General features: G+C 41.4%; 13 protein-coding genes. 3 read left to right on the forward strand and 10 right to left on the reverse strand.

All coding sequences use genetic code 11. The annotated features are described in order from the left end of the window. Nucleotides 1-101: 101 nt before the first annotated feature. The 7 genes from QYC40_RS08365 to serC all read right to left on the reverse strand — a co-directional run bounded on the left by QYC40_RS08365 (nt 102) and on the right by serC (nt 8396). Entirely contained in the window at nt 102-938 is an 837-nt protein-coding gene (locus tag QYC40_RS08365) for a phytoene/squalene synthase family protein (protein WP_301993509.1), read from the reverse strand. Further along, nucleotides 935-2416 carry an NAD(P)/FAD-dependent oxidoreductase gene (locus tag QYC40_RS08370; RefSeq protein ID WP_301993510.1) on the reverse strand — a complete coding sequence of 494 codons (1482 nt, stop codon included), beginning with the start codon at nt 2414-2416 and terminating at the stop codon, nt 935-937. Before QYC40_RS08370 ends, QYC40_RS08365 begins: the two co-directional genes overlap by 4 nt. Next, nucleotides 2413-3075 carry a MarR family winged helix-turn-helix transcriptional regulator gene (locus QYC40_RS08375; protein WP_301993511.1) on the reverse strand — a complete coding sequence of 221 codons (663 nt, stop codon included), beginning with the start codon at nt 3073-3075 and terminating at the stop codon, nt 2413-2415. The genes QYC40_RS08370 and QYC40_RS08375 overlap by 4 nt, the downstream gene beginning before the upstream one ends. A 693-nt stretch (nt 3076-3768) precedes the next feature. Beyond that, nucleotides 3769-4932, reverse strand: coding sequence for a diaminopimelate decarboxylase (gene lysA, locus QYC40_RS08380; RefSeq protein ID WP_301993512.1), 1164 nt, complete (start codon nt 4930-4932; stop codon nt 3769-3771). 10 nt (nt 4933-4942) lie between these two features. Continuing rightward, nucleotides 4943-6256, reverse strand: a complete 1314-nt coding sequence (locus QYC40_RS08385; protein ID WP_301993513.1) for an aspartate kinase — start codon at nt 6254-6256, stop codon at nt 4943-4945. A 117-nt stretch (nt 6257-6373) separates the two neighbouring features. Further along, the gene (locus QYC40_RS08390; RefSeq protein ID WP_301993515.1) at nt 6374-7321 is read right to left on the reverse strand and encodes a D-2-hydroxyacid dehydrogenase; all 948 of its coding nucleotides are present in this window, start codon (nt 7319-7321) and stop codon (nt 6374-6376) included. 7 nt (nt 7322-7328) lie between these two features. Beyond that, the gene (gene serC, locus QYC40_RS08395) at nt 7329-8396 is read right to left on the reverse strand and encodes a 3-phosphoserine/phosphohydroxythreonine transaminase (RefSeq protein WP_301993516.1); all 1068 of its coding nucleotides are present in this window, start codon (nt 8394-8396) and stop codon (nt 7329-7331) included. A gap of 344 nt (nt 8397-8740) precedes the next feature. On the opposite strand from serC, the gene gyrA reads away from it, so the two are divergent. From gyrA to QYC40_RS08410, 3 genes are read left to right on the forward strand one after another with little or no spacing between them, the layout of a single operon-like run. Further along, complete coding sequence (gene gyrA, locus QYC40_RS08400) at nt 8741-11299, forward strand: DNA gyrase subunit A (protein ID WP_301993518.1); 2559 nt, start codon at nt 8741-8743, stop codon at nt 11297-11299. Continuing rightward, on the forward strand, nt 11283-12395 hold the full coding sequence (locus QYC40_RS08405) for a lipopolysaccharide assembly protein LapB (RefSeq protein WP_301993519.1): 1113 nt from the start codon (nt 11283-11285) through the stop codon (nt 12393-12395). Before gyrA ends, QYC40_RS08405 begins: the two co-directional genes overlap by 17 nt. Before the next feature lie 21 nt (nt 12396-12416). Continuing rightward, nucleotides 12417-13592 (forward strand): lipopolysaccharide assembly protein LapB, encoded by a 1176-nt coding sequence (locus QYC40_RS08410; RefSeq protein WP_301993520.1) that lies wholly within the window; start codon nt 12417-12419, stop codon nt 13590-13592. Between the two features lie 63 nt (nt 13593-13655). Here the strand turns inward: QYC40_RS08410 and QYC40_RS08415 are convergent, their stop codons facing one another. From QYC40_RS08415 to QYC40_RS08425, 3 genes are all read right to left on the reverse strand, one after another. Next, nucleotides 13656-14474, reverse strand: a complete 819-nt coding sequence (locus QYC40_RS08415) for a ZIP family metal transporter (RefSeq protein ID WP_301993521.1) — start codon at nt 14472-14474, stop codon at nt 13656-13658. A 147-nt stretch (nt 14475-14621) separates the two neighbouring features. Beyond that, the gene (locus QYC40_RS08420; RefSeq protein ID WP_301993522.1) at nt 14622-15092 is read right to left on the reverse strand and encodes a Dps family protein; all 471 of its coding nucleotides are present in this window, start codon (nt 15090-15092) and stop codon (nt 14622-14624) included. 23 nt (nt 15093-15115) lie between these two features. After that, complete coding sequence (locus QYC40_RS08425) at nt 15116-16075, reverse strand: aldo/keto reductase (RefSeq protein WP_301993523.1); 960 nt, start codon at nt 16073-16075, stop codon at nt 15116-15118. Nucleotides 16076-16117: the final 42 nt, after the last annotated feature.

Here is a 16117-nt window from a genome sequence, read left to right on the forward strand (position 1 = left end):
CGCAATGCATCGCTTATAATTGGATCGTACTTCCAACAAATCATTGCCTAAGCAAAATATGCTAGTAGAAAGAAAAACAAAGAGCAACATCGAAATCCGCATCATAACCAAGCCGATTTATACCTTACGTAGCACTTTAAAGCCACGTATGCTTTTTCCGAATTCGGTACACGAACGCGTTTATTTAATATCTCGTGAGAAGACTTGCTTCTAATCTTTTTGAATAGGGATAGGTAATATTTATAAGCTAAGTAAACCCCGAACATGGCAGAACTAGGCAGTTTTTTAATTCCAATCAGCGCTTCTTTAAATTCTGCATGAATCTCTTGCTCGATCTGGGCTTTTACCTGATTATCGAAAACTTGCATATCGATGTTCGGGAAGTAGGTGCGCCCCAAGATATGATAATCATCTTTAAGATCGCGCAGGAAATTAATCTTCTGAAAAGCCGACCCCAACTTCATTGCGTAAGGTTTCAGCTCATTGTACCGTTCCTTATTGCCATCCGTAAATACTTGCAGACACATCAAGCCCACCACCTCGGCGGAACCATAAATATATTCTTTATACAAATCCGAATTATAGTCGACCTGCTGTAAATCCATCTCCATACTATGCAGGAATTGATCGATCAATGCCTGATCAATCTTATAACGGTTTACCGTTTCCTGGAAGGATTGTAAAATAGGATTGATGGAGATACGGTCCTCAATAGCATGTTGAGTCTCGGTCTTCAATCGCCTCAGCAACTTCTCCTTGTCATAACCATGAAAACTATCGACGATTTCATCTGCCAGGCGCACATAACCATAAATCGCATAGATCGCTGGGCGAATCGTCGGCTTTAAAGCTAGAATCCCTAAAGAAAAACTCGTACTATATTTTTTGGTGATCACTTCACTGATGCTGAAGGAAAGTTCGTCAAATTTTTGTTTCATATAGTGCTGTTTTTTAGTTTTATAATCTCATTGGCAACAATGCGTCCCGAAATAATCGCAGGCGGAACACCCGGACCTGGAACCGTCAACTGACCGGTGTAATATAAATTCGAGAGTCGCTTATTTCGAATTTTTGGCTTCCATACTGCAGTCTGCTTCAACGTGTTTGCTAAACCGTAGGCATTGCCGCCGTAGGCATGGTAGTCTTGCTTGAAATCCGACACACAATAACTTCTCTTATAAATAATCTTATCATAAAGATCTGCCGTGCCGGTATGCTGCTCCAAACGCTTTAGCATCGCTCGCAGATAACGCTCGCGAGTATCTTCCGGATCGCTGATATCAATCGCTAAAGGCATCAAAAGGAATAAATTCTCCTTACCTGCCGGTGCTACATGTGGATCTGTCTTGGATGGGCAACAAGCATAGAATAAAGGCTTATCCGGCCATTTCACATCCTCATAGATACAGGAAATATGATCATCCAGTTCATTTTCAAAAAACAGACTGTGATGCGTTAGGTTTGGAATATGCTCGTCGATTCCTAAATAATAGATGAGACTCGACGGCGCAAAAATTCTCGTCTTCCAATATTCATCGGTATAATTCCTGTAGGCTTTTGGCAATAAGCTCTCCGTATGATGGTAATCCGAAGAAGCAATAACCAAATCAAATTCCTCCACGACACCATCGATTCGCAGCGCACTGACTTTATCTTGTTCGACCTGTATCTCCTCAACCTGCTTATTGAAATGAAAAGTCGCCCCTTGTTTTTCTGCAACAACACTCATCGCGCGAACCAGCTGATAAAAACCTCCAATCGGATAATGCGTTCCTAAGGCATAGCCACCGTAGTTCATCAAGCTATATAAAGCAGGAATATCCTTGGGTGATGCGCCTAGAAAAATAACCGGAAACTCCATTAAGGTCCTTAGTTCTGCACTTTTGAAATAGCGTGCGACATAATTTCTAAAATTCGACAGCAAATCCAACTTCAATGAACTCTTGGCAATCTTCGGCGACATAAATTCAAGCCAGCTGTGTGAAGGTTTGTTCACAAACTCCTTCATGCCGATTTCATACTTAAATTTTGCCGAATCCATAAATTTACGCAGCTGTTTGCCCGCTCCTTTTTCGACAAATTCGAACAGCTCAACCATTTCCTCAAAATCTCTCGGAACGCGCATGTTCTTCTCAGAAAATATCATCTCAAATTGCGGGTTCAGGGAAACCAGCTGAAAGAAATCTGAAGTTTGATAACCAAAGTCTGCGAAGAAACCGTCGATAATATCGGGCATCCAATACCAACTTGGCCCCATATCAAAAATAAAATTCTCTTGGGTCGAAAATTGCCGCGCACGGCCACCCGGTTGATCATGGCGCTCATATACATGAACATCAAAGCCCGCCCTTGCAGCATATGCAGCAGCAGACAAACCTGAAAAACCAGAACCTATGACAGCAACTTTTTTCCTCATCGTTTTTTACTTTTAACTCCTTCGTTTAATAAATGCTCACTATCGATTTGCTTATCGTAAATCGCTAAATGGAACACATCCAACTTGTCCAGCAAACGGATCAATTCCAACTTTTCCTTGCTCGTGAGGTTACCCGTCACAATATCCGAAGCCATACGAATCTTATCCATCTGTTGCTCCAGCACTGCTATTCCCTTCTCACTAATTCTCAATACCTTACTCCTTTTATCGGTCGAAGAGTTGAATTGTTCCACCCAGCCCTGCGCAATCAACCTATTGATAATCAGTATTCCACTCGGCTTCTCATGCACATTTTTCTTAATAAGATCCATCTTCGTCATCTCACCAAAAGATTTCAACGTAATGAGATAAATAAAATCGTCCTGTGACGTAAAATCTGACCCATGTATCGCAGACTTCGAATAACTCTTCGCATATCGCCCCATATGGACCAATAAAGTGTTGATTACGCTCTCCGCACTTCTACCTTTCTCCTTCCCTTCCCATTCCACATCCGGCAGCTCTTCAACTTTTGCATTTCTATCAACAAGCCAGTCGATAAACCCCTCTGTATCCCTTGTATATATTTCATCCAACTGAACCTCCGCCTCAAAATCTTCAAGAAGCGCAATCATATCTTTTAAAATATTGTATTTCATTTCGAATTAATAGTATGTAAATATACTATAAAAATTTAAATAAAGTATTTTATTAAACTATATTTTAGATTTTAGATATAAGTTTTTAGATTTAAGACCCCTGAAAATGGCTCTCTTTATTGCCTTATTTATACTTGCATCTGAACTTCTTCGACTCCTATGCTTTTCACACCCCTTGTAGTTCCCAATCAAAGCCCTTCCAGAGCGGCTTTGATTGGGTTATACATTGGGTTTACATTGGGTTTGAAAGGGGAGTAAGTAGTACTTAGTATTATTAGTAGACATTAGATATAAGACATTAGAAATTAGACTCGATCAAGGTCATCCTTTCATCCTTATTTTCCTGGTTCGGAAAATAGTATTTAGTAGTTAGTAGTTAGTAGTTAGTATTTAGTATTTAGACCTAGGGCGCAAGATCCTGCCAATCCTTTCATCCTTCCTTTCCTGGTTCAAGACAACTCATCTGAAATACTGTTTGTCTTTGAACCAAGAAGGGTGAAAGGATTGGCAGGATATTTTGTCTTTGAACTAAGAAAGAAAGGATTTTAGGATGACCATGATCCGGTGTAACTATTATCAAATAAAAATGGCGACTATCTCTAGCCGCCATACTAATATCTGATATCTGATGTCTGATATCTATACCCCGCCATACTCTAATATCTGATATCTTATGTCTAATATCTAAGACTACTAAATACTATTAGAAAATACATACCTTATTTCTTCTCTCAGATTGTACTTAGAAGCCATCACCTCGCCGTAGGCACCTGCCGTGCGGATAGCGATCAGATCTCCTCTTTGGGATACGGGTAGTGTCACTTCCTTGCCAAAGCAGTCAGAACTCTCGCAAATAGGACCTACGACATCGTAGTTCAATTCGCTAGTTTCTGTTGCGACGCCAAGGCGTTCAATTTTATGGTAAGCCTGATATAGGGCTGGACGCATCAATTCGGTCATACCGGCGTCGAGGATCAAGAAATTCTTCTTTACGCCACTTTTGCTATATAGTACACGGCTCACTAAGGATCCGGACTGCGCTACTAGCGCACGCCCTAATTCGAAGTGTACCTCTTGCTGTGGCGTACGTTCTAGAAACTTATCGAAGACGTCGAAATAAGCTTCGAAATCAGGATAAGGGTTTTCATCAGGATGATGGTAGTCCACACCTAGTCCGCCTCCAACATTCAATATCTTGATGCTGGTTCCGCGCTCTTCAAACCAATTCTTCCACTCATTGACTTTCACGCATAAACTCTTGAATACATTCATATCTGTGATTTGGGACCCTACATGGAAGTGAAGGCCTACTAAATCAACGTTTTTACAATCTCTAAGGACAGAAGCAGCCTGCTCTAGCTCCGAATTTGGAACTCCAAATTTATTCTCATCCAGTCCTGTTGTGATATAATGATGTGTATGCGCATCTACATTCGGGTTGATTCTTAAGGAAACATTCGCGCGCTCGCCTAAATCGGCAGCCAGCTCGTCGATTACCTGAAGTTCTTCGATTGACTCAACGTTGAATGCGAAAATCTGATGCTTAAGCGCCATCTTGATTTCCTTGTCAGACTTCCCTACTCCTGCGAATGTAATCTTATCGGCCGGGAAGCCCATATCAATCGACTTCTGAACCTCATTACCCGACACACAGTCTGCACCAAAGCCTACGGCCTGAATTGCAGACAGTAACGTATCATTAAAGTTAGCTTTTAACGCATAGTGAATATGGAAACCACGCTTATCGGCAGCAAGTTTCGCTGCCTGTAAAGTGCGATCTAGAAGCTCTAAATCATAATAATAAAATGGAGTTTCAAATTGCGATAAACGGTCTAGGCTAATTTTATTTATTTGCATTTTCTATCTATTAAAACAATCTATTGTGTAAAGAACGTAAAGCCTCAGTTTTATGTTCTGAATTCAATAGAATCGACACATTATAATCTGAACCACCATAAGAAATCATACGCACCGGCAAATGCTTAACAGCGTCTAATACGCGAGCGGCATAACCGTGGGTATTAGCTCCAAAGTCGCCAACAATACATACGATCGTTTGATCTCTATCTACGCTTACCGTTCCGAAGTCCTCCACTTCGCGGATGATATCCTCTAGATTCCGGGTATCATCAATCGATAAGGATACAGCCACTTCCGACGTTGTAATCATATCGATCGGCGTTTTATACCGCTCAAATATTTCGAAGATCTTGCGTAAGAAACCATAGGCCAACAACATGCGGGACGAATGAATATGTATAGCTGTAATTTCATCTTTTGCAGCAATTGCGCGGATAGCACCTTTCTGTCCGCCATCTTTAGAAATCAGCGTACCTGCAGCTTTCGGATCCATGGTGTTCAACAGGCGTACCGGTACATTGTACTTCTGTGCCGGGAATACTGACTGTGGATGTAAAATTTTCGCACCGAAATAGGCAAGCTCTGCCGCCTCATCGAAGCTTAAGTTTGCAATTGGCGTCGTACCTTTTACAACTCTCGGATCGTTATTGTGCATACCATCGATATCCGTCCAAATCTGAACTTCATCAGCCTGGATAGCTGCGCCGATAAGCGATGCGGTATAATCAGACCCTCCACGACGTAGGTTGTCGATTTCCCCAAACGCATTTCGGCAAATATAACCTTGCGTAATGAATAGTGTATTGTCAGGGTGGTTCGCTAAAATAGCACTCAATTTTTCATTGATAAATGGAACAACAGGCTCATTGTCTTCATCGATCTTCATAAAGTCCAATGCTGGCAACAAGACCGATTTAACACCAATTTCCTCCAAATGAAAGTGCCATAAGGTGGTTGACATCAATTCACCCTGCGCTAAGATTACCTTCTCTTCAACTGGCGTAAATAAGTCATTTGATAAAGAAGCAATTAAATTAAAGTGATAATCGATTAATTCCTTACCGTTCTTATATCCGTTCTCTGTGCTGAAGAGTTCCTTTATTAACGATTCGTACTTATCCTTATGAGCGACGATCAACTGTTTGGCCTCGTCCTTCTTACCTGCTAAGTAAGCTTTTCCGATTTCAACCAATGCATTAGTGGTTCCAGCGACTGCTGAAAGCACGACGATCTGACGCTCTGATGGGTCCACGATTTCGAGTAGACCTTTGATACGCTCAGCACTTCCTACGGATGTTCCTCCGAACTTAAGAATTTTCATATCTCTGTAATTTAACTTTGTTTTTTGCGGGTGTGAATATAAGGATTAATCACATAAAAAAAAGCGGCACAATCGCATTTAATCGCTTTTGTGCCGCATATCATTTTTGCGGAAGAATTACTTCTTCAGGTTTTCTATCAATAGTGTTGCAAGTTCCTCACCAATTCGCTCCTGCGCTTCGTTGGTTGCTGCACCAATATGCGGTGTCAACGATATCTTCGGATGGGTCAGAATTTCAACGCGTGGCGTAGGCTCATCATCATAAACGTCCAAGCCTGCAAATGCTACTTTGCCAGTGTTCAAGGCATCGACTAAGGCTAACTCATCGACAACACCTCCACGAGATGCATTTACGATGCCCACTCCATCTTTCAAGATTTCAAACTCTTCTTTTCCGATAACCGGTTTGTCCGTAAATGGTACGTGTAGCGAAATAAAGTCAGACTCACGTAAAACCGTTTCTATATCAGCTTGCTTCACAGGAACTTCAACCTGAATATCGCCAGAAAGATTTAAGGTTAAAGACATCGGTCCTTCGAAAAGATCCGAATAGATGACATTCATTCCTAAACCCAAACCAATCTTTGCAGTTTCGCGACCGATACGTCCAAATCCAACAACACCCAAGGTCTTGCCTTGCAATTCGGAACCAGCGCCGTAAGCTTTCTTCAAGGCTCCAAATTTAGTAGCGCCGGCAACCGGCATCTGACGGTTGGAGTCGTACAAGAAACGAACACCATTTAAAAGGTGCGCGAATACTAATTCAGCAACAGAATGTGATGATGCTGCAGGTGTGTTGACAACCGTGATGCCTTTCGAGCGTGCATAATCCACGTCGATATTGTCCATCCCGACTCCACCACGACCGATCACCTTGATGTTCGGGCAAAGGTCAATCAGCTCTTGTCTCAGTTTAGTTGCGCTACGAACCGTAACAGCGTCGTAGTTATTTAAGCGTGTTGCTAATTCTTCTTGTGGAATATGTACAGTATCCACCTCAAAGCCAGCAGCCTCTAATATTTGTTTACCGATAGGATCGATCCCATCGTTTGCTAAAATTCTCATTAATTTATTATTTGTGCGTTTCTTCAAATTCTCTCATCGCGTCAACCAATGCATTGATTGAACTGATCGTTAATGCGTTGTAGATGGACGCTCTAAATCCACCAACAGAACGGTGACCTTTAATTCCTATCAATCCACGCTCTTTAGCAAGTTCTAAGAACGCTGCTTCTAAGTCAGGATTTTCCATAACGAACGTTACGTTCATGCGCGAGCGATCTTCTAGGTTCGCTGTTCCTTTGAAGAATGGGTTACGGTCGATTTCATCGTAAAGCGTACGCGCTTTAATGATATTTTCTTGTTCGATAACCTCTACTCCTCCTTTTGCTTTTAACCAACGTAGGTTCAACATAGAAACATAGATGGAGAACACTGGAGGGGTATTATACATAGATCCCGCTTTTGCGTGGGCCTCATACTCAAAAATTGTTGGGATTGTGCGTCCCGATTTACCGAATAGCTCATCTTTGATGATTACCAGTGTAACCCCCGCAGGACCCATATTCTTCTGAGCGCCAGCATAGATTAAATCATATTCTGAGACATCGATTTTTCTGCTTAAAATATCAGAGGACATATCAACAACAACAGGCAGGTTTGTTCGAGGCGTTTCGAACACCTCTGTTCCGTAAATGGTGTTGTTAGACGTGAAATGGAAATAAGCAGCGTCCGCCGGAATGCTATAGTCCTTTGGAATGTAAGTGTAATTCTTATCGCTCGAGGAGGCTACAATCTCAACTTGTCCAAGTTTTTTTGCTTCTTTAGCGGCTTTGGTCGCCCAAACTCCCGTGTCTAAATAAGCTGCTTTCCCTCCTTCTGGCAATAAGTTCATCGGAACCATTGCGAATTGCTGGCTTGCTCCTCCTTGTAAAAACAGAATGGAATATCCCTGCGGTACATTAAGTAACTCGCGAACTAATCGCTCCGTCTCAACGACAACCGCCTCAAACTCCTTCGAGCGGTGGGATACCTCTAAAATGGAAAGTCCAGTTCCATTAAAGTCCAACACTGCTTTTGAAGCTTCTTCAAAGACTTCCTTTGGTAAAATACAAGGGCCTGCTCCGAAATTGTGTTTCATTATTTTCTAGTAAAGTGTTTAAAATAAGGTTATTAAAACAAGCTCAATCGTTTGCTTTAACTTTTGAATGCCCAAAGGTAAAATATTTTTGAAATTTTCTAAAACAAAAACCGTATTTGTTTAGAATATGACAATATTTGTTAAATTTCAATGACATATTATCATCGTTACTCCCCTAATTCCGTGATTTCACGATTGGTAAAAACAACTAACATTTCAGTGGAAATGTGGATATTTTTAACGGCTTTAAAAGTGGTTTTTGGACGAAATTTTGTGTATATTCGCCAGCTATGTGTCTATATTTATAACAGGCACTTTTTTAGTTTTATCGAAACCACAAAATAATGGCTGAAGAAACAGAAAACGAAAACAACTTAGTACCTGCGGAAAACAGGATTGTCCCTATCAATATTGAAGATCAAATGAAAGCTGCCTACATCGATTACTCGATGTCGGTAATCGTTTCACGTGCTCTTCCTGATGCACGCGATGGGCTGAAACCTGTACACCGCCGTGTATTGTATGGTATGTTGGACTTGGGGGTAACGAGTGGAAAACCATATAAGAAATCTGCTCGTATTGTTGGGGATGTTTTAGGTAAGTACCACCCACATGGTGACTCGTCGGTTTATGATACGATGGTCCGCATGGCTCAAAACTGGTCATTGCGCTATCCATTGGTTGATGGACAAGGTAACTACGGTTCTGTCGATGGGGATCCACCAGCAGCGATGCGTTATACCGAGGCGCGTCTTCGTAAGATTGCCGAAGAGCTATTAGCAGATATCAATAAGGATACTGTCGATTTCCAATTAAACTTCGACGACTCTTTAACAGAGCCTACCGTTCTTCCTACTCGTATTCCTAATCTTTTGGTCAATGGATCTTCAGGTATTGCTGTAGGTATGGCGACCAACATGGCGCCGCACAACCTGACAGAGGTTATCGACGGAACAATCGCCTATATCGATAACCGTGATATCGGGATTTCTGAGTTGATGACCCATGTCAAGGGACCGGACTTCCCTACTGGTGGATTGATCTATGGTTACCACGGTGTTAGAGAAGCCTTCGAAACAGGTCGCGGTCGTGTGGTGATGCGTGCAAGAGCAGAGATCGAGACAACGAAATCCGGCAAAGAGGTTATTATCGTAACGGAGATTCCTTATCAGGTGAACAAGTCGGATATGATCAAGCGTACAGCTGATTTGATTCAAGAAAAGAAAATTGAAGGTATCTCGGAGATTCGCGATGAGTCTACGAAAGAGATCCGTATTATCTATGAAATTAAACGGGATGCGAACGCCAATGTGGTGTTGAACAACCTGTATAAATATACCGCATTACAAACATCATTCTCAGTAAATAACATCGCCTTAGTAAAAGGGCGTCCGATGTTGATGAACCTGAAAGACATGATCCACGAGTTTGTGGAGCACCGTCACGATGTGGTAATCAGACGTACGAAGTTTGAGCTTGCTGAAGCGGAAAAACGTGCGCACATCTTAGAAGGTTATCTAATCGCATTAGACCACTTAGATGAAGTAATTAAGTTAATCCGTGCATCGGATACGCCAGAAGATGCTCGCGTAGGCTTGATGGAACGTTTCGGACTTTCCGATATTCAGGCTCGTGCAATCCTTGACATGACCTTACGCAGGTTGACAGGGCTAGAACGCGACAAGATTAAAGAAGAGTATGCGGAATTAATGAAGACGATTGAATACTTAAAAGAGGTATTGGCAGATGAAGGTCTGCGTATGAAGATCATCAAAGACGAGCTTCTTGAAGTTCAAGAGAAATATGGAGATGAACGTCGTTCGGAGATTGTTCACTCGGCAGAAGATATGCGTATGGAAGACTTCATCGATGATGAGGAAGTTGTTATTACGATATCTCACAACAGCTACGTTAAGCGTACGCCGCTTACCGAATACCGTCGTCAAGGTCGTGGTGGTAAAGGTGCCATTGGTTCCTCTACGCGCGACGAAGACTTCACCGAACATATCATTACAGCCTCTGCGCACAACTACTTATTGTTGTTTACAGAAGCAGGTCGTTGTTTCTGGCTACGTGCTTTCGAGATTCCTGAAGGAAGTAGAACTTCAAAAGGTAGAGCACTACAGAACATCATCAATATTCCGAAAGACGAGAAGATCAAGGCTTACATCAATGTGAAGAACTTGAAAGATCAGGAGTATTTAGAGAACAACTTCATTATTATGTGTACTAAGAAAGGTACTATTAAGAAGACGTCGCTAGAAGCTTACTCTCGTCCTAGAGCAAATGGTATCAATGCAATCAATATCAATGAAGGCGACCAGTTATTGGAAGCAACCTTGACTTCGGGCGGCAGCGAGATCGTGATGGCTTTACGTTCGGGTCGTGCAATCCGCTTCAACGAGGAAAACGTCAGACCGATGGGTAGAACTGCTACTGGTGTACGCGGAATCACGCTTGCAAGCGAAAATGACGAGGTTGTTGGCATGATTAGTGTTAATGATCAAGAGACAACTGTATTGGTTGTTTCGGAAAAAGGATACGGAAAACGTACAGATATTGAAGACTACCGTATCACCAACCGTGGTGGTAAAGGGGTAAAAACAATCAACGTTACGGAGAAGACCGGTGAGTTGGTTGCAATTAAAGGCGTTACTGATGAGAACGACTTAATGATCATCAATAAATCAGGTATTGTTATCCGTATTGGCGTAGCTTCACTTCGCGTTATGGGTCGTGCAACACAAGGTGTTCGATTGATTACCTTAAAGGACAATGACGAGATCGCATCGATCACTAAAGTTGACCACCAAGACGAAGAAGAAGAAACGCAAATTGAAGGTTCCGAAGAAAACACAACTGAAAACGATTCAAGTAGTGCTGAAAATGAAGAACAAGAATAATTTCATTATTTCATCCCTATCGGTACTGTTAGCTTTATCAGCTAACAGTGCTTTTGCGCAATCTAATTACAAAGAAGCTAGCAATGCCTTTGCGCTTTATACGCAAACCGGCGCTATCAAGAATCTTGAGAACGCAAAAAAACAATTAGATAACATCTACAAAACGGCTAAAGACTCTTCAAAAACACGCGTAAATGTACTGCGTGCGATGGTGATGAGCTCTATCGCTTACGCCGACTCTGCGCGAACGATAAAAACAGATAAGGACCCTATTGATTTGACCTATCAGACCTTGGGAAGAATTCGTGAAAAAGATCGCGAAGGCTATCCTGGCGAGATTAGCTATGTAAAACAGAACTTAGCTGCAGCATTGATCAAGCGCGCGAATAAATCGCTGCAAGGCCAGAAGTATGATGCTGCTTATAGTGATTTCCTGAAAGTCGACGAGTTGAATGCTAAAAATGAAGATGTAACCTACAATCTTGCTGTCTTAGCAAACAAAGCAGGCAAGTCTGAGGATGCTGTTAAATTCTACAAAAAGATTATTGAAAGTGGCAATGCTACGGAACAACAATATTTAGAATTAGCGGCTCTTTACAATAAGTTAGGTGAAAGCCAGTTGAATTTAACGACTTTAGAAAACGCTCGTACGAAGTATGGAGAGAATAAGGAAATCTTGTTTCAATTGATTCAGGAATATGCTTCTGTAAAAGCTTACGATGCGATCGTTCCTATAGCTGATCAAGCTGTTAAGATGGAGCCAGACAATGTGGAGTTGAATTACCTGGCGGGCTACGCTAATGAAAATGTAAACAATATTCCTGCTGCAAAAGCGTTTTACGAAAAGGTGTTAGAGATAGATCCCAATAATTATGAGTCTAATCTAGCATTGGGTTTAATCTATTTGAAAGACTTTTTAAATGATACGGAGAATCATGAGGCACAATACAATGCTCAGAATTTTCTGTTGAAAGCAAATGAAATCAAACCTTACGAGATCAATGCACTTAAATCTTTAGCGATGTTCTATGAGAAAGCTGACGATGCTGAGCAATTAGATCGCGTGAATCTACTTTTGAACCAACTTACGAATTAAGACAACACAAATAAAAACGATATGAATCTAAGAAAATCCATATTATTCGCCGGAGTTCTTTTTGCAGCCGGTACAACGACTGCAATGGCTCAATCGGGTAATATCAAAAAAGCGAAAACCAACTACACGAAATTCGAAGAGTTGAAAGCTGCAAATACAGCTGCTTTAGGTAAAGGTAATTTAACTTCAGCTCAAGAAGCTATCGACGCTGCTGTTGTACATGAGAAAACACAAAACGATCCAGAAGCTTGGACGGTATATTCTTTAGTATATGCTAATATTGCGAACCTTGATAAAAATGCGGAAGCTGCAACAAAAGCCATTGAGGGTATCAAGAAAGCAACAGAGTTGGATACGGATAAAAAACACGCGGAAAACATCAAAGCTGCTGGTCAGACACTAGGACAGTTCCGTTTTAACGAGGGTGTTGCTGCTTGGGACAAACAAGACTACCAAACAGCTTACAAAGAGTTTACTGGGGCTTTAGATTACTTACCAGGTGATACTACATTAACATACTACTCTGGTTTAGCGGCTGTGCAAAACAAGGATTATGATAATGCTATTGCTCGCTATAAAGCTTTAGTACCTGTAAAAGAATATTCTGCACACAAGTCAATCATGATTGATTTACCTAAGCTTTATTTATCAAAACAAGATACTGCTGCTGCATTAGCTTCTGCTGCTGAGGCGGTTGCTGCTTATCCAAACGATAATGCGGCTGTCGTACAGAACATCGAGTTGAACTTGATTACGGGAAATGAGGCTAAAGTAGTTTCAGACATCGAAGCTCAGATTGCTAAGGATGCGTCAAACAAAAGCTTACATTATTACCTTGGCTTAGCATACAGCACTTCTGGTCAACCGGAGAAAGCTTTAGAGGCTTACAAAAAAGCTTTAGAGATCGATCCAAACTATTTAGAAGCTAATACAAACGCTGCTGTTGTTATTATGAACAGTGGTCGCGATGAGTTAATTGCATTAAACGACGATAAAACGTTGCAGGCAAAAGACTACAATGCAAAAGTTGCAGCATTGAAAGAGAAAATTGCTCGTGCATTACCTTACTTACAAAAATCTGTAGAAGCAGATCCTAAGAATGCTGATGCATTGCGCAACTTGAAAAACTTCTATGATTTCATGCAAGACGAAGCTAAATCTGCAGAAACGCAAGCGAAGATTGATGCATTGAACTAATGCGCAGTTAAGATAAAAAAAGCCTTCAGCATATGCTGAAGGCTTTTTTTATGTGCTTATCTATTACCCTAGTGCCACATCCAATACCATCATCACTACGAAACCGAGGACAAAACCGAGCATCGGGATGTCCGAATGTTCTTCCTGTTGAGTCTCCGGGATTACCTCTTCGATAACCACAAAGATCATGGCACCGGCAGCAAAAGCTAAAGCATATGGAAGAATAGGAATAAAGAATGCCACCGCCCATGCACCTAATACTGCAAAAATAGGCTCCACAATCGCTGACATTTGTCCGTATTGAAAACTCTTTCTACGGGATAATCCCATTCTACGCAAAGGCATCGAAACAGCAATTCCTTCCGGGAAATTCTGTAATCCGATTCCCATAGCTAGTAAAATAGCTCCGGCGATGGTTGCCTCAGCATGTCCAGCGGCTGCACCGCCAAACAGAACCCCTACCGCCAAGCCCTCAGGAATATTGTGTAAAGCTATCGCGATGGTTAGTAATGTCGTTCGATGTAAAGATGATTTTGGACCTTCAGTTTTTAGAAAATTCAAGTGCAAGTGAGGCATCAGTTTATCCAAGCCGAAAATAAAGAATGCACCTAAGAGAAATCCGATAGCGGCAGGCATAACTTTCTCGAAGCTTTCGCCTTCGCTCATCTCAATTGCTGGGGCCAATAAGCTCCAAAAACTGGCAGCTATCATGACTCCCCCAGTAAAACCTAGCATGCCGTTTAACAATTTCTTATTAACGCCTTTAAATAAGAACACACTCGCCGCCCCCAAGGCTGTTACGCCCCAAGTGAAAAGACCAGCTATCAATGCCGCAACAATAGGATTTAGGGTTTCAAAGTAAGCTATCAGGTTATCAATCATACGAATAATGAAAATATGCTCTGAATTTAACTATTCTTTTCAATAAATAAGTTGAAATATCACTTTTCTTATTCAATTTATCAATCTTCAGTCAGCAGAAACAACAAGAGCCCCTTTCGGAGCTCTAATTATGGGAATATCTTGCCTCTATTTTACATGAGCGCGCAGCATCCAAGCTGTTTTCTCATGTTTTTCCAAAATTCCTACCAAGAAATCTTCTGTTCCTGCATCTTCATGATCTTCCGCTAACTTAATATCTTCACGCAGGGTGATGATCAAGCTCTCGAAATCATTCAATAACTCCTTGATAAATCCTTGGCTATCGTTCTTGTTGTATTTCATTTCTGTAAGCTGTGTCACTTCCAAAAACTCCTTCATCGTGCCGATAGCATAATGGCCAATAGCGCGAACGCGCTCTGCAACTTCATCGATCAATTCTGCCAATTCATCATAAATAGTCTCAAAGAACAAATGCTGAGCATGAAAATCTGGTCCTTCCACATTCCAATGGGCATTTCTAACCTTGATATAGAGTACATTCTCATCTGCCAACAATCTGTTCAACATATTTGCAACAGCAGCAGTGTCCTTTTCTTTTAAACCGATATTTGTTTTCATCTGTAAATTAGTTTTATATGTTTTTAATAAGTACTTGCTTCGTTCAATTTTTGTATAGCGTCCTCCCCTAGTCTAAGTTGCACAGCGGCAACAAAGGATTGTAAGTGATCTTCTTTAGTAGCACTAGCTATCGGCGCTGTGATGGATGGTCGCGCGAGCAGCCATGCTAAAGCAACGGCGGAAGAAGACGTACGATAAACTGCGGAAACCTCCGATAAGACTTTCACAATACGTTGTCCACGCTCATTCCAATAACGCTTTTGTATCCCCTCGCCTCTTGCAGACTTATTGAAATCGTCATCCGAAAGATACTTCCCACTTAGAAAACCACTGGCAAGCGAATAGTATGGAATTACTGCAAGGTCATTTTGTGCAGCAATTACCTCAAACTCTTGCTCATATTTTGCGCGATCATAAAGGTTATACTCCGGCTGCAAGGAAACATACTTCGGAAGATTTAAATGATCCGCAGTAGATAAACTCTCTGTAAGACGTTCGGCCGTAATATTTGATGCACCAATATACCTAACCTTTCCTTCTTTAATTAAGTCCTCATAGGCCCTTAAAGTCTCTTCTATCGGAGTTTCGACATCATCATAGTGAGTTTGATAGAGATCGATATAATCCGTCTGCATACGTTTCAACGATAGTTCGACCTGCTCCTTAATATAGGTTGCTTTTGTGTTTGGCTTCGAATCATAGCCAAACCGTCCTCCCACCTTCGTCATTAATACCAGATCATCACGCTTTCCACGCTTATTCAACCAATTTCCGATGATAGTCTCGGATTCTCCGCCTTTATTTCCAGGCACCCAATGCGAGTAATTATTAGCAGTATCGATCGCATTGAATCCTAAATCAACAAAGCGATCTAAAATATCAAAAGACTGCTGTTCATCTAGTGTCCATCCGAACACATTTCCTCCGAAAATAATAGGGTCAATAAATAAATCTGAATTTGCAATTTGACGTTTGTTTTCCATAGCGGGCGCTCTAATTTTGATAAGGACAAGTTACCATTTTTA

It is taken from the genome of Sphingobacterium sp. BN32 (genome assembly GCF_030503615.1).
Lineage (GTDB): Bacteria > Bacteroidota > Bacteroidia > Sphingobacteriales > Sphingobacteriaceae > Sphingobacterium.

Bases quoted from the DNA above. Each gene is read 5' to 3' on its own strand.
- serC (WP_301993516.1), bottom strand. From the start codon at position 8,396: ATGAAACACAATTTCGGAGCAGGCCCTTGTATTTTACCAAAGGAAGTC.
- QYC40_RS08385 (WP_301993513.1), bottom strand. From the start codon at position 6,256: ATGAAAATTCTTAAGTTCGGAGGAACATCCGTAGGAAGTGCTGAGCGT.
- QYC40_RS08365 (WP_301993509.1), bottom strand. From the start codon at position 938: ATGAAACAAAAATTTGACGAACTTTCCTTCAGCATCAGTGAAGTGATC.
- gyrA (WP_301993518.1), top strand. From the start codon at position 8,741: ATGGCTGAAGAAACAGAAAACGAAAACAACTTAGTACCTGCGGAAAAC.
- QYC40_RS08390 (WP_301993515.1), bottom strand. From the start codon at position 7,321: ATGAGAATTTTAGCAAACGATGGGATCGATCCTATCGGTAAACAAATA.
- QYC40_RS08375 (WP_301993511.1), bottom strand. From the start codon at position 3,075: ATGAAATACAATATTTTAAAAGATATGATTGCGCTTCTTGAAGATTTT.
- QYC40_RS08410 (WP_301993520.1), top strand. From the start codon at position 12,417: ATGAATCTAAGAAAATCCATATTATTCGCCGGAGTTCTTTTTGCAGCC.
- QYC40_RS08370 (WP_301993510.1), bottom strand. From the start codon at position 2,416: ATGAGGAAAAAAGTTGCTGTCATAGGTTCTGGTTTTTCAGGTTTGTCT.
- QYC40_RS08415 (WP_301993521.1), bottom strand. From the start codon at position 14,474: ATGATTGATAACCTGATAGCTTACTTTGAAACCCTAAATCCTATTGTT.
- QYC40_RS08405 (WP_301993519.1), top strand. From the start codon at position 11,283: ATGAAGAACAAGAATAATTTCATTATTTCATCCCTATCGGTACTGTTA.
- QYC40_RS08425 (WP_301993523.1), bottom strand. From the start codon at position 16,075: ATGGAAAACAAACGTCAAATTGCAAATTCAGATTTATTTATTGACCCT.
- QYC40_RS08420 (WP_301993522.1), bottom strand. From the start codon at position 15,092: ATGAAAACAAATATCGGTTTAAAAGAAAAGGACACTGCTGCTGTTGCA.
- lysA (WP_301993512.1), bottom strand. From the start codon at position 4,932: ATGCAAATAAATAAAATTAGCCTAGACCGTTTATCGCAATTTGAAACT.